21 protein-coding genes and 3 tRNA genes are annotated in these 20,306 nt (G+C 55.8%); 14 read left to right on the top strand and 10 right to left on the bottom strand.

Translation table 11 applies throughout. The annotated features are described in order from the left end of the window. Window positions 1-7: 7 nt before the first annotated feature. On the bottom strand, window positions 8-796 hold the full coding sequence (gene fhuF / locus ACOTYH_RS13350; RefSeq protein ID WP_003856570.1) for a siderophore-iron reductase FhuF: 789 nt from the start codon (window positions 794-796) through the stop codon (window positions 8-10). Window positions 797-891: 95 nt separating this feature from the next. Beyond that, on the bottom strand, window positions 892-1,956 hold the full coding sequence (locus ACOTYH_RS13345; protein WP_003856569.1) for a GGDEF domain-containing protein: 1,065 nt from the start codon (window positions 1,954-1,956) through the stop codon (window positions 892-894). Window positions 1,957-2,172: 216 nt separating this feature from the next. Here ACOTYH_RS13345 and ACOTYH_RS13340 point away from each other — a divergent pair, with 216 nt between their 5' ends. Further along, the gene (locus ACOTYH_RS13340) at window positions 2,173-2,442 is read left to right on the top strand and encodes a DUF1435 domain-containing protein (protein WP_026080652.1); all 270 of its coding nucleotides are present in this window, start codon (window positions 2,173-2,175) and stop codon (window positions 2,440-2,442) included. A 42-nt stretch (window positions 2,443-2,484) separates the two neighbouring features. Here ACOTYH_RS13340 and ACOTYH_RS13335 read toward each other — a convergent pair. The 4 genes from ACOTYH_RS13335 to rsmC all read right to left on the bottom strand — a co-directional run bounded on the left by ACOTYH_RS13335 (window position 2,485) and on the right by rsmC (window position 3,977). Next, a tRNA-Leu gene (locus tag ACOTYH_RS13335) sits at window positions 2,485-2,571 on the bottom strand. A 32-nt stretch (window positions 2,572-2,603) separates the two neighbouring features. Beyond that, window positions 2,604-2,689 (bottom strand) — tRNA-Leu (locus tag ACOTYH_RS13330). A gap of 28 nt (window positions 2,690-2,717) precedes the next feature. Beyond that, window positions 2,718-2,804 (bottom strand) — tRNA-Leu (locus ACOTYH_RS13325). Between the two features lie 144 nt (window positions 2,805-2,948). Then, window positions 2,949-3,977 (bottom strand): 16S rRNA (guanine(1207)-N(2))-methyltransferase RsmC, encoded by a 1,029-nt coding sequence (rsmC, locus tag ACOTYH_RS13320; RefSeq protein ID WP_063946161.1) that lies wholly within the window; start codon window positions 3,975-3,977, stop codon window positions 2,949-2,951. A 102-nt stretch (window positions 3,978-4,079) separates the two neighbouring features. On the opposite strand from rsmC, the gene ACOTYH_RS13315 reads away from it, so the two are divergent. The 8 genes from ACOTYH_RS13315 to ACOTYH_RS13280 all read left to right on the top strand — a co-directional run bounded on the left by ACOTYH_RS13315 (window position 4,080) and on the right by ACOTYH_RS13280 (window position 10,445). After that, a complete protein-coding gene (locus tag ACOTYH_RS13315) occupies window positions 4,080-4,493 on the top strand; it encodes a DNA polymerase III subunit psi (RefSeq protein ID WP_023295888.1) in 414 nt (137 codons plus the stop codon). Beyond that, window positions 4,462-4,905: a ribosomal protein S18-alanine N-acetyltransferase gene (gene rimI, locus ACOTYH_RS13310; RefSeq protein WP_003856565.1), complete on the top strand. Its 444-nt coding sequence runs from the start codon at window positions 4,462-4,464 to the stop codon at window positions 4,903-4,905. The genes ACOTYH_RS13315 and rimI overlap by 32 nt, the downstream gene beginning before the upstream one ends. A gap of 19 nt (window positions 4,906-4,924) precedes the next feature. Continuing rightward, window positions 4,925-5,602, top strand: coding sequence for a pyrimidine 5'-nucleotidase (gene yjjG, locus ACOTYH_RS13305; RefSeq protein WP_017383835.1), 678 nt, complete (start codon window positions 4,925-4,927; stop codon window positions 5,600-5,602). Window positions 5,603-5,694: 92 nt separating this feature from the next. Continuing rightward, on the top strand, window positions 5,695-7,284 hold the full coding sequence (gene prfC, locus ACOTYH_RS13300) for a peptide chain release factor 3 (protein ID WP_006810210.1): 1,590 nt from the start codon (window positions 5,695-5,697) through the stop codon (window positions 7,282-7,284). Window positions 7,285-7,587: 303 nt separating this feature from the next. Further along, window positions 7,588-8,205 (top strand): molecular chaperone OsmY, encoded by a 618-nt coding sequence (gene osmY, locus ACOTYH_RS13295; RefSeq protein WP_015572610.1) that lies wholly within the window; start codon window positions 7,588-7,590, stop codon window positions 8,203-8,205. 124 nt (window positions 8,206-8,329) lie between these two features. Further along, a complete protein-coding gene (locus ACOTYH_RS13290; protein ID WP_003856556.1) occupies window positions 8,330-8,491 on the top strand; it encodes a DUF1328 domain-containing protein in 162 nt (53 codons plus the stop codon). 122 nt (window positions 8,492-8,613) lie between these two features. Further along, window positions 8,614-9,666 carry a patatin-like phospholipase family protein gene (locus tag ACOTYH_RS13285; protein WP_003856550.1) on the top strand — a complete coding sequence of 351 codons (1,053 nt, stop codon included), beginning with the start codon at window positions 8,614-8,616 and terminating at the stop codon, window positions 9,664-9,666. Further along, the gene (locus tag ACOTYH_RS13280) at window positions 9,663-10,445 is read left to right on the top strand and encodes a TatD family hydrolase (protein WP_032652508.1); all 783 of its coding nucleotides are present in this window, start codon (window positions 9,663-9,665) and stop codon (window positions 10,443-10,445) included. Before ACOTYH_RS13285 ends, ACOTYH_RS13280 begins: the two co-directional genes overlap by 4 nt. Here the strand turns inward: ACOTYH_RS13280 and ACOTYH_RS13275 are convergent. Both ACOTYH_RS13275 and ACOTYH_RS13270 read right to left on the bottom strand, forming a co-directional pair. Next, window positions 10,440-11,300, bottom strand: coding sequence for a YjjW family glycine radical enzyme activase (locus ACOTYH_RS13275; RefSeq protein WP_017694551.1), 861 nt, complete (start codon window positions 11,298-11,300; stop codon window positions 10,440-10,442). The two genes, ACOTYH_RS13280 and ACOTYH_RS13275, sit on opposite strands and share 6 nt — an antisense overlap. Then, entirely contained in the window at window positions 11,275-12,810 is a 1,536-nt protein-coding gene (locus tag ACOTYH_RS13270; RefSeq protein WP_421637776.1) for a YjjI family glycine radical enzyme, read from the bottom strand. The genes ACOTYH_RS13275 and ACOTYH_RS13270 overlap by 26 nt, the downstream gene beginning before the upstream one ends. 262 nt (window positions 12,811-13,072) lie before the next feature. Here ACOTYH_RS13270 and deoC point away from each other — a divergent pair, with 262 nt between their 5' ends. The 4 genes from deoC to deoD all read left to right on the top strand — a co-directional run bounded on the left by deoC (window position 13,073) and on the right by deoD (window position 17,397). Beyond that, window positions 13,073-13,852, top strand: a complete 780-nt coding sequence (gene deoC / locus ACOTYH_RS13265; protein ID WP_003856543.1) for a deoxyribose-phosphate aldolase — start codon at window positions 13,073-13,075, stop codon at window positions 13,850-13,852. Between the two features lie 99 nt (window positions 13,853-13,951). Beyond that, window positions 13,952-15,274 carry a thymidine phosphorylase gene (gene deoA, locus ACOTYH_RS13260; RefSeq protein ID WP_045350103.1) on the top strand — a complete coding sequence of 441 codons (1,323 nt, stop codon included), beginning with the start codon at window positions 13,952-13,954 and terminating at the stop codon, window positions 15,272-15,274. A 53-nt stretch (window positions 15,275-15,327) separates the two neighbouring features. Continuing rightward, on the top strand, window positions 15,328-16,551 hold the full coding sequence (gene deoB, locus ACOTYH_RS13255) for a phosphopentomutase (protein ID WP_003856540.1): 1,224 nt from the start codon (window positions 15,328-15,330) through the stop codon (window positions 16,549-16,551). A 126-nt stretch (window positions 16,552-16,677) separates the two neighbouring features. Beyond that, window positions 16,678-17,397: a purine-nucleoside phosphorylase gene (deoD, locus tag ACOTYH_RS13250; RefSeq protein WP_003856538.1), complete on the top strand. Its 720-nt coding sequence runs from the start codon at window positions 16,678-16,680 to the stop codon at window positions 17,395-17,397. 85 nt (window positions 17,398-17,482) lie between these two features. Here the strand turns inward: deoD and lplA are convergent, their stop codons facing one another. Next, window positions 17,483-18,499, bottom strand: coding sequence for a lipoate--protein ligase LplA (gene lplA, locus ACOTYH_RS13245; RefSeq protein ID WP_086626102.1), 1,017 nt, complete (start codon window positions 18,497-18,499; stop codon window positions 17,483-17,485). Window positions 18,500-18,538: 39 nt separating this feature from the next. Next, window positions 18,539-19,183 carry a YtjB family periplasmic protein gene (locus tag ACOTYH_RS13240; protein ID WP_045344443.1) on the bottom strand — a complete coding sequence of 215 codons (645 nt, stop codon included), beginning with the start codon at window positions 19,181-19,183 and terminating at the stop codon, window positions 18,539-18,541. 117 nt (window positions 19,184-19,300) lie between these two features. Between ACOTYH_RS13240 and serB the strand changes: the two genes are divergently transcribed. Beyond that, window positions 19,301-20,269, top strand: a complete 969-nt coding sequence (gene serB, locus ACOTYH_RS13235) for a phosphoserine phosphatase (RefSeq protein WP_003856524.1) — start codon at window positions 19,301-19,303, stop codon at window positions 20,267-20,269. The last annotated feature ends 37 nt before the right edge of the window (window positions 20,270-20,306 follow it).

Genomic DNA, 20,306 nt, shown 5'->3' with positions numbered 1-20,306 from the left:
GGCCAGACTACTTAAGCGTGCAATCGCCACACTGCTGGACGTCCGGCAAACGGTAGCGCTGACAGCAGGTACGACGTACCAGAAGTCCCTCACGCGGAACCACGGTGCGGTAAAGAGGGTTATCCCGTCCATCCGACAGCTGTCTGGCAAAGAAACAGCTCTGACGCAGTGCATCCACTTTCTCGTCGCCGAGCAGCGGCTTCATCTCCGTTAAATACCAGTGGATAAGATACCCGGTATTACTCCAGATCAGTTTGCCGTTAATCTCTCCCGTCGCTTCCAGCGCATCAATGACCGGAACCAGCGCTCTTGTAATCAGCCGTTCCATACGCGCCTGCGCTGACAGGTGTCTCGCGCTCGGATCTTCGTGTACATCAATCCAGAAACAGGCAGCACGCCCGGTTTCATGAAACTCAACATGGAAATGTTCCGACGAGAGATCGAGCATCGTTTCCTGGGTCAACAGGGCCAGCATGACAGGCGGCACCATCAGCCCGATATACCACTGTGCCCAGAGGGATAACAGCGGTTTGTTTTCCCGCGTCAGGGTAGGTTGGTTACGATAAATATGGTCGGAATAGGTTGCCAGCAGTGACCGCAGCTCCGCAGGGCGTTGCCACTCAGTCAGCGTCAGAGCATGATGCGGCGGTGCTTCATCCAGTTTGATGAAATCCAGCAGATGGGCGCGCGTTACGGCAATTTTTTCCCGAATGGCATCCGCAAGCGTCGTTTCCCCGGCGGAGAGTGGAGCTCGCCAGAGCAGGGGCTCAACGATGTGTGCGGTACGAGTCGCCATAGCGTGGATTACAAATCTAAATGATAATGATTGCCAATCCTAACTATAGATAAAACCGAGCGCAAGCGTTTTATCCTGGCGCTGTGAAGGCGGTTTCAGGCGGTATGAAGCTCTTCGCTCAGCAGAATGCTGTTACGTCCCATATGCTTGGCTTCATAGAGGGCTTTATCGGCTTTCGCCAGCGCGCCCTCAACGTCTTCACCTTCGAACATGGCGATGCCGATGCTGATGGTCACGTTAGTGGCGACGCTTTCGTTAAACATATGGGGGATTTTAAGATCGTAAACCTTCTGACGTATGCGTTCAGCCGTCTGTCGCGCTTGCTCCAGCGGGATGTTACTCAACAGCACCATAAATTCTTCCCCGCCAAACCGGGCGACAACATCGCGTGAGCGCACGGCGTCGCGTATCGCAGCCGAGACCCTGATCAAGGCCTGATCGCCCATCATATGGCCGTAATGGTCGTTGTAGGCTTTGAAGTGGTCGATATCCATCAGCAGCACGAAGTGCTCGCCAGCGTCAGGCCTGGGGAGATTCTCCAGCCGGCTTTGCAGCCCGCGACGGTTATATAGGCCAGTGAGCGGGTCCATCATGCTGAGATCGGTCAGGGTTTCGCGCTCCTCCAGCAGTTCGGAAAGCAGCTCCTGGGCGAAACGGTCATTGCGCCGCTGAAGAACATGATGGATACCAATGGCGACCACCGGCAGCGCGAAAAAATAGGCCATTCTCAGCCAGTTTTCGGACGGACTAAGCCACAGGCAGGATATAAAAGCGGGAAATGAATGTAACGTAAAGGCTTTAATATTACTCGCGAACGCCAGAGACCCTATAAAAAGCACTGTTAATAGCGCCATCATTAAATAGGTCGCGTGATCGTGCGTGATTAACAGAAATTTAGAGACGATCTGCCAGGCCCATAAAAGACCAAAAATAGCTGAAACAACAGGGATATTTATTTTTCGCGTGCTGTTTTTCCAGTGCCAGATAAGTAAGCCTGTGCTGATAGTCAGTACGGCAAAGAGCGGGACTGATAACACACGCACGGAATAGAGAGGGTTTGTTACCGAGAACAATGCTGACGCGGCGTTCAGAAATAAAAACAAACGTAAAGATAGCTGATATTTCTTGTTGACTAAAGACAGCCAGGATTGTGATGTCATATGCGTGCGTTTTTATTAAAACTCAATTAAAACAATGAGCAAGGTGTTGTTGTGTAATATTGGGCGCTACAAAATTGAATTTTTATTATCAGAAAAACTTTATCGGAAGTTAACAGGTGGGCAATTTATCACCTTACACATTCTCTGTCATTATGGGAAAGCAATTGCTGGCGCAATTTCTTACGTCGTATGCTGACAAGTGATAATTACTATCATATGATACTGGTTATCATTATCAGTGCGAGAGGTGAAACCATGTTGAGCAAAGCGCTGGGAAGTGGGTGGGGAATATTACTGCCTGGTTCCATTATCGGTGGGCTAATGTTTGCCGATCTCCCCATTGATGTCTGGAAAGCAATGATTGTTTCAGGCTTGCTGGTGACATCCGCAATGATCTGGCACAAACAGTTACGGCATTACGTGCTGCTGCCATCATGCGTTGCGCTAATCAGTGGACTGCTGGTGATTCTGATGAGTTTGAAATAAAAGGGAAAAACAGGAGGCACTGCTGAGGGGATGTAAGATAATTGGTGCGAGGGGGGGGACTTGAACCCCCACGTCCGTAAGGACACTAACACCTGAAGCTAGCGCGTCTACCAATTCCGCCACCTTCGCACAGTCATCTTACTGGTTTGATATCGCCTCGTTGGTGCGAGGGGGGGGACTCGAACCCCCACATCCTAAGGACACTAACACCTGAAGCTAGCGCGTCTACCAATTCCGCCACCTTCGCCCAGTGCGAGCAATATCAACGTGATTTATGGTGCGAGGGGGGGGACTTGAACCCCCACGTCCGTAAGGACACTAACACCTGAAGCTAGCGCGTCTACCAATTCCGCCACCTTCGCATACCATCGACACTGTAAAAGTATCGTAACCACGGAGGCGCATTCTAGATGTTTTCAGCTTTACGTCAACAGAAAATTGCGCACGTTGTTTTGATTGCTGCAAAAATGGGCGATGGCAGCGTCAGCCATCGCCGGACCGGGGGTTTACTTTTTCGCCTGGCGCGTCATCACGGTGCGATAGACCTTAAAGCGGCCCGTCTGGGCGATCACTTCGTGGAAGCCAAAGGTTTCATCCAGCACTTTCGGGTACGCGAGGAAGGCGTTCGCTACGATACGCAGCTCACCGCCGCTGTTGAGGTGACGGGTTGCGCCACGGATCAGCGTTTGCGCCGCTTCAAGGCTGGTCTCCATTCCGTCGTGGAACGGCGGGTTAGAGATGATAATGTCAAAGCGACCGGTCACGTCGGAGAAGACGTTGCTGGCTAACACGTCACCTTCTATGCCATTCGCAGCAAGCGTGGCGCGGCTGGCTTCTACTGCCGGGGCGCTCACGTCACACAGGGTTAAACGCACTTTTGGTGAGTGGCTGGCGAGAACCGTTGACAGCACGCCCGCGCCACAGCCGACGTCCAGCACCTTGCCCTTGGTGTGAGGCGTCAGGGTGGACAGCAGCAGCTTGCTGCCCGTATCGAGCGCATCACGACTGAACACGCCCGGCAGGGTTTTAATGGTCAGGCCGTCGAGCTGGTACTCGTCCCAGAAAGCGTCGGCATCGAAGGTGGTCTGTTTTTCCAGACGACCATGGTACAGTCCGCAGCGACGGGCGCTGTCGATTTTCGTCAGCGGCGCCCAGGCTTCGAGCATCTGCTCTGCGCTACGCACCCCGCTGCGGTTCTCACCGACAACAAAAATATCGCAGCCGACCGGCAGCAGAGAAAGCAGGTTCATCAGCTGGAACTGGGCTTCCGGCTTGTTTTTCGGCCAGTAGTAAATGAGCGTATCGCAGTCAGCAATATCGCTCTGCTCCGCCGCCAGGCTAAAGCGCGCGCGCTCGCCCATCTGGCGGCTCAGCACCTGCCAGTGGTGATAGTACTGGGTGTGGGCACGGCTTTCAGCACAGTCGAAACGCGCGGGCAGGTCATCCTGCATATCTCCGGCAAACAGAATACGGCTTTCTTCGAAATCATCACTGTGACGCAGCAAGACTTCACTTGCCGGGGTAAATGCAGACATGAATTGTTCCTCAATAAACTCAGGCGGGGATTATAGTAGGTAGATGGCGCAGTTTCGACACATTTGCTATATTTGCGCGCCTGAGAGACAGGAGTTTTCGCTATGACATCCCGACGAGACTGGCAGTTGCAGCAGCTGGGCATTACCCAGTGGGCTTTGCGTCGCCCGACGGCGTTGCGGGGCGAAATAGCCATCTCCATACCTGCGCATGTCCGCCTGGTGATGGTGGCAGAAGCGCCGCCTGCCCTGAACGAGCCCCTGATTGAGGATGTCCTTCGCACCCTGAAGGTGACCCGCGATCAGGTATTACAGCTGGCGCCTGAAAGCGTCGCGATGCTTCCCCCTGACAGCCGCTGTAACAGCTGGCGAATCGGGGCGGTGGACGAGCTACCTCTTGAAGGAAGCCAGATCAGTTCGCCAGCGCTGGACGAACTGAAAGCCAACCCAAAAGCGCGTAGCGCGCTATGGCAACAAATTTGCGAATATGAACACGATTTCTTCCCTCACGACGGCTGACCTGACCACCGCGTTCGCGATTGAAACCCGCGCCCATGCCTTTCCGTGGAGCGAAAAGACGTTTGCCAGCAATCAGGGCGAACGCTATTTAAATCTCCGCCTGGACGTTGACGGTGCGATGGCTGCGTTCGCCATCACGCAGGTCGTTCTGGACGAGGCGACGCTGTTTAATATTGCGGTCGATCCCGCTTACCAGCGCCGCGGGCTGGGCAGGGAACTGCTTGAGCACCTCATTCGTGAGCTGGAAACCCGTGACGTTTTCACCCTGTGGCTGGAGGTGCGCGCGTCCAATGTCGCCGCCATCGCGCTCTATGAAAGCTTAGGCTTCAACGAGGCGACTATCCGCCGTAACTACTACCCCACCGCAGAGGGACGTGAAGACGCCATTATCATGGCTCTGCCGATTGGATAACGAAAATAAGGTTGTAACGATGAAATGGGACTGGATTTTCTTTGATGCCGACGAAACGCTGTTTACGTTTGACTCGTTCGGCGGCCTACAGCGGATGTTTCTCGACTATAGCGTGACGTTCACCGCGGAAGATTTTCAGGACTATCAGGCGGTGAACAAACCGCTGTGGGTGGATTACCAGAACGGAGCCATCACCGCGTTACAGCTTCAGCATCAGCGTTTTGACGTGTGGGCTGAACGGTTAAACGTCAGTCCTGGGGCGCTGAACGAGGCCTTCCTGAATGCGATGGCGGATATCTGCGCGCCGCTGCCCGGCGCCGTTTCTCTGCTGGATTCGCTGAAAGGGAAGGTGAAGCTTGGGATCATTACCAACGGCTTTACCGCGCTTCAGCAGATCCGCCTTGAACGCACCGGCCTGCGCGATCATTTCGACGCGCTGGTGATCTCCGAAGAGGTGGGCGTACCGAAGCCGGATCCGCGTATTTTCGATTATGCGCTGGCGCAAGCGGGCAATCCTGACCGCGATCGCGTGCTGATGGTGGGGGATACGGCAGAATCTGATATTCTGGGAGGTATGAGATCGGGCCTGTCGACCGTCTGGCTGAATGCGCATGGTCGCACGCTGCCGGAAGGCATCGAGCCGACCTGGACCGTTACGTCATTGAACGAACTGGAGCAGCTCCTGTGTAAACAATGATTGCCTGCCCCCTGTTGATGGGTAAAATAGCCGCATTTTTCGTATTCCATGATGCGCGGCCTGCTGCCGCGCTTACCTAAGAAGAATTGATTATGACGTTGTCTCCTTATCTGCAAGAGGTGGCCAAACGCCGCACTTTTGCCATTATCTCGCACCCGGATGCCGGTAAAACGACCATCACCGAGAAGGTGTTGCTGTTCGGACAGGCGATCCAGACCGCGGGTACCGTTAAAGGCCGTGGCTCCAGCCAGCATGCTAAATCCGACTGGATGGAGATGGAAAAGCAGCGTGGTATTTCGATTACCACCTCCGTGATGCAGTTCCCGTATCACGACTGCCTGGTGAACCTGCTGGACACCCCGGGGCACGAAGACTTCTCCGAAGATACCTACCGTACGCTGACGGCGGTGGACTGCTGCCTGATGGTGATCGACGCCGCGAAAGGTGTTGAAGATCGTACCCGCAAGCTGATGGAAGTCACCCGTCTGCGCGATACGCCGATCCTCACCTTTATGAACAAACTCGACCGTGACATCCGTGATCCGATGGAGCTGATGGATGAAGTGGAAAACGAGCTGAAGATTGCCTGCGCGCCAATCACCTGGCCGATTGGCTGCGGCAAGCTGTTCAAAGGGGTTTACCACCTCTATAAAGACGAAACCTACCTGTACCAGACCGGTAAGGGCCACACCATTCAGGAAGTCCGCATTGTGAAAGGTCTGGACAACCCGGAGCTGGACGCCGCTGTCGGTGAAGAGCTGGCCGCCCAGCTGCGCGATGAGCTGGAGCTGGTTAAAGGCGCGTCGCATGAGTTCGACAGAGAGCTGTTCCTGAGCGGTGAAATTACTCCGGTCTTCTTCGGTACCGCACTCGGCAACTTCGGCGTTGACCATATGCTCGACGGTCTGGTTGAGTGGGCCCCGCAGCCGATGCCGCGTAAAACCGACACCCGCGAAGTAGAAGCGAAGGAAGAGAAGTTCTCCGGCTTCGTCTTTAAAATTCAGGCCAACATGGACCCGAAACACCGCGACCGCGTCGCCTTTATGCGCGTGGTTTCCGGTAAGTACGAAAAGGGCATGAAGCTGCGTCAGGTCCGTATCGGTAAAGACGTAGTGATATCCGACGCGCTGACCTTCATGGCGGGCGACCGTTCGCATGTAGAAGAAGCCTATCCGGGTGACATCATTGGTTTACACAACCACGGTACCATTCAGATTGGCGATACCTTCACGCAAGGCGAAATGATGAAGTTCACCGGTATCCCTAACTTCGCGCCAGAACTGTTCCGCCGCATTCGCCTGCGCGATCCGCTGAAGCAGAAGCAGCTGCTGAAAGGCCTGGTCCAGCTTTCCGAAGAGGGCGCGGTACAGGTGTTCCGCCCAATCGCCAACAACGATCTGATCGTGGGCGCGGTGGGTGTGCTCCAGTTCGACGTGGTGGTTGCCCGTCTTAAGAGTGAGTACAACGTGGAAGCGATTTACGAATCGGTGAACGTGGCGACGGCGCGCTGGGTTGAGTGTTCTGACGTGAAGAAATTCGAAGAATTTAAACGTAAGAACGAAGTTCAGCTGGCGCTGGACGGTGGCGATAACCTGACCTATATCGCCCCAACCATGGTAAACCTGAACCTGACGCAGGAACGTTATCCTGATGTTCAGTTCCGCAAAACGCGCGAGCATTAATTTCCTTTCAGAGCACGGCAGCCGCCGTGCTCTTCTTTAATTCCTGTGTTATTAAACCCTTGCGGAATGTTCTTAATTCACCGCAATTTTTCGCTATTCGTTCGTTTTTTCCCCAATTCTGAATGCACCCCTCTGATTGTGATCTATATTTAACTCAGTGTTTAGCACCGGGCGTGGATGAATTAACTGTTCAATGCATGTCCATTGGTTCTCCATTTTGCCCCGGTGTTAATTCGCAATATATAAAACCAAGATTAGGGAAGTATGTCGCCCAAATAATGGGCAAAACACAGGAATAAATCGATGAATATGACAAGACTGAAGATTTCTAAAACTCTGCTGGCCGTAACATTGGGTAGTGTCCTGGTAAGCGGTTCTGCTCTGGCGGAAACCAGCACCATGGATAAAGCGCAAAATTCCGCCAATACCGCAGGGGAAAAAATCGATAGCTCTATGAATAAAGTCGGTAATTTCATGGATGACAGCTCAATCACAGCAAAAGTGAAAGCCGCACTGGTGGATCACGAATCCATCAAGAGCACCGATATTTCTGTTAAAACCGACAACAAGGTTGTCACCCTGAGCGGTTTCGTTGAAAGCCAGACCCAGGCTGAAGAAGCCGTTAAAGTGGCAAAAGGCGTTGAGGGCGTAAGCTCCGTCAGCGACAAATTGCACGTACGTGACAGCAAAGAATCGTCGGTGAAGGGCTATGCCGGAGATGCAGCAACTACCAGCGAAATCAAAGCTAAACTGTTAGCTGACGACATCGTGCCATCCCGTATGGTGAAAGTTGAAACCACCGATGGTGTGGTCCAGCTGTCCGGTACGGTAGAGAATCAGGCACAAAGCGATCGTGCCGAGTCAATTGCGAAAGCTATTGATGGTGTGAAAAGCGTCAAAAACGATCTGAAAACGAAGTAAAGCAGTACCATTCGCCCGCAGGCTGAAAACCGCGGGCGAAATAAAAACGATTCTGGAAAAGCCGGTGAGTGACCTGAGCGCTCACGTTTAGCGGCCGACATTAACTATGGTAAAGGAGAGGCTTATGTTTCGTTGGGGCATTATATTTCTGGTTATCGCGTTAATTGCCGCCGCATTGGGCTTTGGTGGACTGGCGGGTACCGCGGCATGGGCAGCGAAAATTGTCTTCGTCGTCGGTATTATTCTGTTCCTGGTCAGCCTGTTTACGGGTCGACGTCGCCCGTAGCAAACGCAATATTTATTAAACAAACTCAAGCCAGTCCTCGTGACTGGCTTTTTCTCGTTTGAGAACCACCGGGGAAGTGCGTTACTGTGTCTCATCAAAATAATGAAAACAGGAAGGCAGAGGTGGGGCAACGAATTCCCGTTACGCTCGGCAATATTGCGCCGCTGACGTTAAAACCGTTTCATGCAGGCCAGCTTGCGCTGGTCTGTGAAGGGGGAGGGCAGCGCGGTATTTTCACTGCTGGCGTGCTTGACGAATTTATGCGCGCACAATTCAACCCGTTCGATCTCTATTTCGGTACCTCTGCCGGGGCGCAGAACCTCTCCGCCTATGTCTGCAACCAGCCCGGCTATGCGCGCAAAGTGATTATGCGCTACACCACCTCCAAAGAATTCTTCAATCCGGTACGCTTCGTACGCGGCGGGAACCTGATCGATCTCGACTGGTTACTGGATGCCACCTCCAGCCAGATGCCGCTGGCCATGGATACCGCGTCACGTCTGTTCGATACCGGCAAAGAGTTCTGGATGTGCGCCAGCCGTGGCGATGACTATTCGCCGGGTTACTTTTCGCCGCAGAAAGAGAACTGGCTGGATATCATCCGCGCGTCCAGCGCGATCCCGGGATTCTACCGCACCGGCGCCCTGCTGGAGGGGATAAGCTATCTTGACGGCGGTATCAGCGACGCGGTGCCGGTACAGGAGGCGGCGCGGCGCGGGGCAAAAACCATTGTGGTGATCCGCACGGTGCCTTCGCAGATGTATTACACCCCACAGTGGTTTAAGCGGATGGAACGCTGGCTGGGCGACAGCAGCCTGCAACCGCTGGTGAATATCGCGAAGCAGCATGAAACCACCTACGGCGCGATGCAGCGTTTTATTGAAAAACCACCGGGCAAGCTGCGCATCTTTGAAATTTATCCGCCTAAACCGCTGTTGAGCATGGCGCTGGGCAGTCGGCTGCCTGCGTTGCGTATGGATTACAAAACGGGGCGGCTGTGCGGGCGTTACTTCCTGGCGACCGTCGGGAAAATGCTGGCGGAGCAACCGCCTCTTCATCGGCATAAAAGCATCATTTTGCCGCCTGCCGTTGTGGCCAATGACGCGGTGGCGATGCCGCTGGTGGACGCGCCGCAGGCCAACGATGGCTTACTCGATAACGAGGATCTGGCGTGACGCACTGCTTTATCGATACCCATTGCCACTTTGATTTCCCGCCGTTTAGCGGGGAGGAAACATCAAGTATTGCGCGCGCGGCTGAGGCCGGTGTGAGAGCCATTATTGTGCCCGCTATTGAAGCGGCGAGATTCGACAAAGTTCTGGCGCTTGCCCGGGAGCACGATGCGCTGTATGCCGCGCTGGGTCTGCATCCGATCGTTATTGAGCACCATCTTGATGACCATCTCGACAGGCTGGATGCCACGCTGCAAAATGCGGATACGAAGCTGGTTGCCATCGGTGAGATCGGCCTCGATCTCTATCGTGAAGATCCGCAGTTTGAGCGCCAGCAGACGATCCTGGATGCGCAGCTCCGGCTGGCAAAGCGCCACGATCTGCCGGTGATCCTCCACTCCAGACGTACCCATGACAAACTGGCGATGCACCTGAAGCGTATCGACGTGCCGCGCAGGGGCGTGGTCCATGGTTTCGCTGGAAGCCTTCAGCAGGCGCAGCGTTTTATTGAGCTGGGCTATAAGATTGGCGTCGGTGGCACCATTACCTATCCGCGTGCCAGCAAAACCCGTGATGTGATGGCGCAGCTCCCGCTGACCTCGCTCCTGCTGGAAACGGATGCGCCTGACATGCCGCTGAATGGTTTTCAGGGCCAGCCCAACCGCCCGGAGCAGGCGGCGCGCGTTTTTGATGTGCTGTGTGAGCTGCGTCAGGAGCCTGAAGATGTGATTGCCAGCGCGCTGCTGGAAAACACCCGCGCGGTCTTCGGCATCACGCTATAGATAAAGAGCCGGGCGGATCACCGTGATTTGCTGCCGTTCCAGGGCCTGCGCCAGCGGCTCGATGTCCTCCGGCGTGGCGCTCCGCCATCGCGCCGCCTCCCCGTAAACCCCATGAGCATGAAACGCGTTGATCCGCACAGGAACGTTCCCCAACGCGTGGATAAAAGCGGTCAGCGATGGCAGATGGTGCAGATAATCACACCGAGCGGGGATCACCAGCAGGCGCAGCTCCGTCAGGCGATGACGATCGGCCAGCCAGCGGATGCTCTGCTTGATCTGCGTGTTTTCGCGCCCGGTCAGAAAACGGTGATGTTCATTGCCCCAGGCTTTCAGATCCACCATCGCGCCGTCAAACACCGGTAACAGCTTTTGCCAGCCGGTTTCGCTTAACAGGCCGTTGCTGTCCACCAGGCACGTCAGATGGCGCAGGGACGGATCGGCTTTGATCGCGGTGAACAGCGCAACCAAAAACGGCAGCTGCGTGGTGGCCTCACCCCCGCTGACGGTCACGCCCTCAATAAACGGCGCGGACGTGCGAACCCGGGAGAGGATCTCCTCGACGCTATAGCGCTGCGCCATCGGCGTCGCCTGCTGCTGACACAGGTGCAGACAGGTGTCGCACTGCTGACAGTGACTCTCCTGCCACCAGACGCGCCCGGCCTGAATTGCCAGCGCATCATGAGGACAGTGGGGAACACAGTCGCCGCAGTCGTTGCAGCGCCCTATCGTCCACGGGTTGTGGCAGGTTTTGCAGCGCAGGTTACAGCCCTGGAGGAACAACGCCAGGCGGCTGCCCGGCCCGTCCACGCAGGAGAAGGGTATGACCTGACTAACTAAAGCGCATCTGCTGTTCATGGCTTATCACGCGCGGCTGACGTTCCAGAATACGGGTATTGCGCGCGGCCTCCTCGCCGAGCCAGGTGGTATTGGTGCGCGAGCCGGCCTCCCGGTATTTCTCCAGATCGGAGAGCCGCACCATATACCCGGTGACGCGCACCAGGTCGTTTCCGGCTACATTCGCGGTGAACTCACGCATACCGGCGTTGAACGCCCCCAGGCACAGCTGCATCACAGCCTGAGGATTGCGTTTAACCGTTTCCTCCAGGGTGAGAATATCGCTGATCCCCGAATGATAGTGTTTATGGTGCGGCGCCACGGCCAGCAGGTGGCTGACTGGGTCCGGTTCGTCGCCGTACGGCAGACGTGCGCCCGGCGTGGTGCCAGAATCGGAACTGATCCCAGACTGGGCATGCAGCATCGCGCGGTGCTGCCAGCCGTGTTTCACCGGCGTGTTTTCAACAAACGCTGCAAGCTGTTCACTGATGCGGTAGCCCAGCGCATTGGCCTGTTCGTTCTTACCGTAACGTCCCGTAATGCCTGCTTTCTCGCACAGCACATTCACCGCTTCGGCCAGACCGTACATGCCAAACATCGGCACAAAGCGATCGGCATCAATCAGCCCCTCTTTCACCAGGAAGCTATTCTCAAAGAAACCGGATTGTTCATATAGAAAATCGCAGCGCGTATTGATGATCGCGATTTTTTGCTGGCAGTAGTGGGGAAGGGTACGGGTGAAAAAGTCTTCCGGTGAGCGGCTGTGTTCCGCGATCGCTTTCAGGTTAAGGCGCACCAGCGTGCTGCCGCCGCCCGCCAGCGGCAGGGAGTTGTAACAGCTCACCACGCCATAGCGACCTTTTGTGAAAATTTTATCATTCACCGGGCCATTAGAAATATGCGGTTTACTACATTCACAAATGTTTTCCGCCACGCTCAGCAGCAGATCGCCGGGGGTTACATCCGGGTCGTAGATAAAGGTCAGGTTCGGCGCAACCTGCTTCAGTTCTGCATCCGCACGAAGGATGGCTCGGGTGACAGGCGTATCCGCCGGGCCGATATTGGCATGCATAAACGCATCGGGCAGGGTTCTGTCCAGGTAACGCCAGAAACGTTTTATTCGGCTATCGATTTCATCCTGTGTTAGAATTTTAACATAGGGGCTGAGTATCTCATCGAGCTGGCCCAGATAGACCGGCATCGATGTGACGGACGGAACATGGTGATAAAGGATAGTGAGCAGCGAGAGGGCATCATCCAGATCTTTAGCCCCTTCCAGCTCCAGCCATTCTGAGCCGTTAGCCAGAAATTTAGCGTAGTCCGGCAGCACGTAGCGCGGTTTGTAAGGCGCATGGCCTTCGAACATGTCGCAGATGAATCCCTCGTCCAGCGCGGCCCGGGCCGCCTCTGGCAGAGCGGGATAGGGCAGATTGTTCTCTGCTTCCAGCGCCAGAAAATGACGTTTTTGTTCCGGGGTTAACACCGGGCTGGTCACAATGTGCTGGCAACGTTGTTGCAGGGCGTCGGGCATGTTCACTTCCTTGGTTGTTCTGCGGATGGTGAACGAATTGTAGGAAGCCAGCCTGGTGGCGCTTTTGATCAGACAGGGGATATCGCCGATTTAGTCAGCAATTAACGCACTAAAATTTGAAGAAGATCTCATTACAGTAATGCAAATTTGCACACAGTTTTCATTAACTGTGATGAATGTCGAAGTGTGGATGCGGGTGAATGTTAGAATACTCACAGACCCGCAAGGTAAAATTTATACGGCACTGCCGTTGGAGAATGTTATGACCGATTTAACTGCAAGCAGCCTGCGCGCGTTGAAACTGATGGACCTGACCACCCTGAACGATGACGACACCAATGAAAAAGTCATCGCCCTGTGCCATCAGGCGAAAACGCCAGTGGGTAACACCGCCGCCGTCTGTATCTATCCGCGCTTCATCCCGATTGCCCGCAAAACGCTGAAAGAGCAGGGCACGCCGGACGTGCGCATTGCCACCGTAACTAACTTCCCGCACGGCAATGACGATATCGAGATCGCGCTGGCAGAAACCCGCGCGGCGATTGCGTACGGCGCGGACGAAGTTGACGTGGTATTCCCGTACCGCGCGCTGATCGCCGGCAACGAGCAGGTCGGTTTTGACCTGGTGAAAGCCTGTAAAGACGCGTGTGCGGCGGCAAACGTGCTGCTTAAAGTGATCATCGAAACCGGCGAGCTGAAAGAAGAGGCGTTGATTCGTAAGGCGTCTGAAATCTCCATCAAAGCGGGCGCGGACTTCATTAAAACTTCTACCGGTAAAGTGCCGGTCAACGCTACTCCGGAAAGCGCACGCATCATGATGGAAGTCATCCGTGATATGGGCGTGTCCAAAACCGTTGGCTTCAAACCGGCGGGTGGCGTGCGTACCGCGGAAGACGCGCAGCAGTTCCTGGCGATTGCCGACGAGCTGTTCGGCGCCGACTGGGCCGATTCCCGCCACTACCGCTTCGGCGCGTCCAGCCTGCTGGCCAGCCTGCTGAAAGCGCTGGGTCACGGTGACGGTAAGAGCGCAAGCAGCTACTAAGTTGAATTGCCGGGTGGCGCTACGCTAACCCGGCCTACAGGATCGTAGGGCGGGTCAACATATCCGCCGCCATTCACCCGATTCCGCATGGAGGTTACCGTGTTTCTCGCACAAGAAATTATTCGTAAAAAACGTGATGGTCATGCATTAAGCGACGAAGAAATCCGCTTTTTTATCAATGGCATTCGTGATAACACCATCTCTGAAGGGCAGATTGCGGCTCTGGCGATGACCATTTTCTTCCACGATATGTCGATGCCTGAGCGCGTGTCGCTGACCATGGCGATGCGAGATTCAGGAACCGTTCTGGACTGGAAAAGCCTCAACCTTAACGGCCCAATTGTGGACAAACACTCCACCGGCGGCGTGGGCGACGTGACGTCTCTGATGCTCGGCCCAATGGTGGCGGCCTGTGGCGGTTACATCCCGATGATTTCCGGGCGCGGCCTGGGTCATACCGGCGGTACGCTCGACAAACTGGAAGCCATTCCGGGCTTCGATATCTTCCCGGATGACAACCGCTTCCGCGACATTATTAAAGACGTTGGCGTGGCGATTATCGGCCAGACCAGCTCTCTTGCTCCGGCTGACAAGCGTTTCTACGCGACGCGTGACATTACCGCGACCGTAGACTCCATCCCGCTGATCACCGCCTCTATCCTTGCCAAAAAACTGGCGGAAGGTCTGGATGCGCTGGTGATGGATGTGAAAGTGGGCAGCGGCGCGTTTATGCCGACCTATGAACTCTCTGAGGCGCTGGCCGAAGCGATCGTTGGCGTCTCCAACGGCGCGGGCGTGCGCACCACTGCACTGCTGACGGACATGAACCAGGTGCTAGCCTCCAGCGCCGGTAACGCGGTTGAAGTCCGTGAGGCCGTGCAGTTCCTCACAGGCGAATACCGTAACCCGCGCCTGTTCGATGTCACCACGGCGCTGTGCGTTGAGATGTTAATCTCCGGCAAGCTGGCCAAAGACGACGCGGAAGCCCGCGCGAAGCTTCAGGCGGTGCTGGACAACGGCAAAGCGGCGGAGATCTTTGGTCGGATGGTGGCGGCGCAGAAAGGCCCGACCGACTTCGTGGAAAACTACGCGAAATACCTGCCCACCGCGATGCTCAGCAAAGCGGTCTATGCGGACAGCGAAGGCTTTGTCTCGGCTATGGATACCCGCGCGCTCGGCATGGCTGTTGTGTCTATGGGCGGCGGTCGTCGTCAGGCATCGGACACCATTGATTACAGCGTCGGCTTTACCGATATGGCCCGTCTGGGCGACAGCGTTGACGGCCAACGTCCGCTGGCGGTGATCCACGCGAAAGATGAAGCCAGCTGGCAGGACGCGGCGAAAGCGGTGAAGGCGGCAATATCTCTTGACGATAAAGCACCGGAAACCACACCGACGGTCTATCGTCGTATCACTGAATAGCGGTATACTGATCTGATCGCATTTTTATGAAGCACTAAGTACGGAGAACAATTATGAAACGTGCATTTATTATGGTGCTGGACTCATTCGGCATCGGCGCAACCGAAGATGCAGAACGATTTGGTGACGTGGGTTCCGATACCCTGGGTCACATCGCGGAAGCCTGTGCAAAAGGCGAAGCGGACAACGGTCGTAAAGGCCCTCTGAACCTGCCAAACCTGACCCGTCTGGGGCTGGTAAAAGCGCATGAAGGCTCTACCGGTAAGATCGCAGCCGGTATGGACGGTAACGCGGAAGTGGTGGGCGCCTACGCGTGGGCGCACGAGCTCTCTTCCGGGAAAGATACTCCGTCCGGCCACTGGGAAATTGCCGGCGTGCCGGTGCTGTTTGACTGGGGTTACTTTTCCGATCACGAGAACAGCTTCCCGCAGGAGCTGCTCGATAAGCTGGTGAAGCGCGCCAACCTGCCGGGCTACCTCGGCAACTGCCACTCTTCCGGTACCGTGATTCTGGATCAGCTCGGCGAAGAGCATATGAAAACCGGCAAGCCTATTTTCTATACCTCTGCTGACTCCGTGTTCCAGATCGCCTGCCATGAAGAGACGTTTGGCCTGGATAAACTGTACGAGCTGTGCGAGATCGCCCGTGAAGAGCTGACCGAAGGCGGCTACAACATTGGCCGCGTTATCGCGCGTCCGTTTATCGGCGACAAAGCGGGTAACTTCCAGCGTACCGGCAACCGTCACGATCTGGCCGTGGAGCCACCGGCGCCGACCGTGCTGCAAAAACTCGTCGACGAGAAAGACGGCCACGTGGTTTCCGTGGGTAAAATCGCGGACATTTACGCCAACTGCGGCATTACCAAAAAGGTCAAAGCGACCGGTCTGGATGCGCTGTTCGACGCCACCATCAAAGAGATGAAAGAAGCGGGCGATAAGACCATTGTCTTCACCAACTTCGTGGACTTCGACTCCTCCTGGGGCCACCGTCGCGACGTCGCCGGGTATGCTGCGGGTCTGGAGCTGTTTGACCGCCGTCTGCCAGAGCTGATGGAGCTGGTGGGGGAAGATGACATTCTGATCCTGACCGCTGACCATGGCTGTGACCCGACCTGGACCGGTACCGACCACACCCGTGAGCACATTCCGGTGCTGGTGTACGGCCCGAAAGTCAAACCGGGCTCGCTGGGTCACCGTGAAACCTTCGCGGACATCGGCCAGACGATTGCGAAATACTTTGGTACGTCTGACATGGAATATGGCAAGGCTATGTTCTAAACGGATTGGGTGCGGCCTGATGCCCTCACCCCGGCCCTCTCCCTCCGGGAGAGGGAGAAACAGAATGTAGGCCGGGTAAGGCGTAGCCGCCACCCGGCAAAAACAACAATGTAAAAGGAACTGAAGATGGCAACTCCTCACATTAATGCAGAAATGGGTGATTTCGCTGACGTCGTATTGATGCCGGGCGACCCGCTGCGCGCGAAGCACATTGCAGAAACCTTCCTCGAAGACGTGCGTGAAGTGAACAACGTGCGCGGCATGCTGGGCTTCACTGGCACCTATAAAGGCCGCAAAATCTCCGTGATGGGTCACGGCATGGGTATCCCATCCTGCTCCATCTACACCAAAGAGCTGATCACCGATTTCGGCGTGAAGAAAATCATCCGTGTCGGCTCCTGCGGCGCAGTGCGCATGGACGTTAAGCTGCGTGACGTGGTGATCGGCATGGGCGCGTGCACCGACTCTAAAGTCAACCGCATTCGCTTTAAAGATCATGATTTTGCAGCCATCGCTGACTTTGACATGGTGCGTAACGCGGTTGACGCGGCAAAAGCGCTGGGCGTTGACGCGCGCGTGGGCAACCTGTTCTCTGCCGATCTGTTCTACTCGCCAGAAGGTGACATGTTCGACGTGATGGAAAAATACGGCATTCTGGGCGTGGAAATGGAAGCGGCCGGTATCTACGGCGTGGCGGCTGAATTCGGTGCGAAAGCGCTGACCATCTGCACCGTGTCTGACCACATCCGTACCCACGAGCAGACTACCGCTGCCGAGCGTCAGACCACCTTCAACGACATGATCAAAATCGCGCTGGAATCCGTTCTGCTGGGCGATAAAGAGTAATACCTGTTGTGCCGGGTGGCGGCTTCGCTCGACCCGGCCTGCGGTTTTCCAGGCCCGCTAAGCAGAGCGCCAGCGGGCTTTTTTATTAGCGTACTGCCTGCGCAATCCACGCCGATAACTCCCGCAACTCTTGTTCCTGTTCCGGAAAATCAACACGTAACGCGTCACACTCCTGTTGCAGCATATCTGCCCGATAGAGACAGCCCTGCAAACGTGCAGCCAGCGCTTCTAACGGTGCCGGATTAAGACTATCCGTAAATACCTGGGTACGAGAAATATGGCCTTTCTCGACGTCAAAGTGCAGCTCAACGCCGCCCCAGGTAAATCGCTCATCCAGCAGGTGTGAAAACGCCGGTGCCTGACCGAAATTCCACTCCCAGCTGCTCTGGCGGGCGAAGGTTTCCGCGAAGTTTGGCAGATCCGGGGTTTTATCCGGAGAAATCACCTCGGCTCCTACGCGTTCACCGTAATGCCTGAAAAAGGCCTCGCGGATCGCATCGCAAATGCGTTCATGGGTAATCCCCGGCAGGAGCTCCACCAGATTCGCCACGCGACCGCGCACGGAGGTAATTCCCTTAGCCTGGAGCTTTTTCTTGTCCGGGTTCAGATAGTTTGCCAGACGGCTCAGATCGGCATTCAGCAATAATGTGCCGTGGTGGAATCCGCGATCCATCGTTTCGCGGTAGGCTGAGCCTGACACTTTCCGGTCGCCTTCAGGCGTTTTCACGACCAGATCGTTACGTCCCGAGGCTTCAGCCGTCACGCCGAGTGAATTGAGCGCGTTAAGCACAATGGAGGTCGAGATGGTTTTGTCGTATTCCGGCTTGCCCGCCATAAAGGTAAAGCAGGTGTTGCCCAGATCGTGAAACACCGCACCGCCGCCGCTGCTGCGGCGCGCCAGGCGGACGTTGTCCTCTTCCATACGGCGGGTGTTACACTCTTTCCACGGATTTTGCGCGCGACCAATAACGACCGTATCGGCGTTGCGCCAGAGAAACAGGACGCGCTGGGTGGCAGGCATCTGGCGGAAGATGCACTCTTCCACCGCCAGGTTAAACCAGGGATCGTAAGAGTCAGAGATTAGCAGGCGTAACGTCGACATGGCAGAGTTCCTTTTCCGAATCATCCGCCTACTTTATCACTATTCTTTCTTCTCGCTCTCTTCCTCTTCGGGAACCGACTTGCTGGCGGTTAACAGGAACGGCGACTGCTGCCAGCGGGTGCGCTTGCCCTGGAGCAACGTACGTGCCAGTACCACGCCAATCGCCAGCGAGAGCAGTAGCATCAGGCGCAAAATATTGGTGGTGTTATCCACCTGTTTGGCTTCGGTTGGCAGGGTGTGGGTGTCGAGTGTCAGACGTAAATAGCCGAGTGGACCATTCTTGCCCTGAATGGGTTCGACGATTTGTTGGTTGAAGTAACCACCGGCTTTTTTGCCATCCAGCGCCAGCCTGTCGCGCACGTCGACATGCTCACCCGCGCGGGCAATCAGGTCGCCCTGTTCATCGTACACACCTGCATCCAGAATGCGGCTGTTTTCCGTAAGCTGGCGCAATACCTGGGCTATTCGCTTATCATCCGGCGTTTCGGTGCGCATAGACGGCGCAACGTTGAGCGTCACCTGGCGCGCCAGCGTCCGGGCCAGTTCCTCAAACTGCGGGTTACGCTGTCGTTGGTGATTCTGGCTAAACCAGGATGCCCCCTGCATCAGCGCCACTAATAGTGCGAGACAGATCAGGACAATCACGGTGCGATGAAGCCGGAATTTCAGTTTTGCGCGAGCCATATTCCACCTGCTTAAAATTTACGGCTTAATGTTGCCAGAAGTGATGGTTACAGGGTAGCCTCATGCGTTATTTTCCCTCTGGAACCTTCCGGCGCGAACGAAATTACAGGAGCTTCAATGCCGAACATTACCTGGTGCGACCTGCCAACGGATGTCTCTTTATGGCCAGGATTGCCGCTCTCTTTAAGTGGCGATGAGGTGATGCCTCTCGATTACCACGCTGGCCGTAGCGGCTGGCTGCTGTACGGACGCGGCCTGGATAAGCAACGCCTCACCCAGTATCAAACCAAACTGGGCGCAGCGATGGTCATCGTTGCGGCCTGGTGCGTGGAAGATTATCAGGTTATTCGCCTGGCGGGTTCCCTGACGCAGCGCGCCACGCGTCTGGCGCACGACGCCGGGCTGGACGTTGCCCCCCTCGGCAAAATTCCGCACCTGAAAACGCCCGGCCTGCTGGTAATGGACATGGACTCCACCGCCATTCAGATCGAATGTATTGACGAGATTGCTAAACTGGCGGGCAGCGGCGAGCTGGTGGCGGAAGTCACCGAGCGCGCGATGCGCGGCGAGCTGGATTTCACCGCCAGCCTGAGACAGCGCGTGGCGACCCTGAAGGGGGCCGATGCTAACATTTTGCGTCAGGTGCGCGATGAACTGCCCCTGATGCCTGGGCTGACGCAGCTGGTGCTCAAGCTGGAGACGCTCGGCTGGAAAGTGGCGATTGCCTCCGGCGGGTTCACCTTCTTTGCCGACTACCTGCGTGACAAGCTGCGTCTGACCACCGTGGTGGCAAACGAGCTGGAGATCATGGACGGCAAACTCACCGGACAGGTCATCGGCGACATCGTGGATGCGCAGTACAAAGCCAATACGCTGACGCGTCTGGCGGAGAAATATGCCATTCCGGTCGAGCAGACCGTCGCCATCGGCGATGGCGCGAACGATCTGCCGATGATCAAAGTTGCCGGGCTGGGTATTGCCTACCATGCCAAGCCGAAAGTGAATGAAAAGACGGAAGTCACTATCCGTCATGCTGATCTGATGGGGGTGTTCTGCATTCTCTCCGGCAGCATTAATCAAAAATAGCGGCCTGCTTTTGTAGGCCGGGTAAGCGTCAGCGCCA

The organism is Enterobacter cloacae complex sp. SHL001 (genome assembly GCF_049236825.1).
GTDB lineage: Bacteria > Pseudomonadota > Gammaproteobacteria > Enterobacterales > Enterobacteriaceae > Enterobacter > Enterobacter hormaechei_C.
This window is presented reverse-complemented; position numbering and strand designations above follow the sequence as displayed.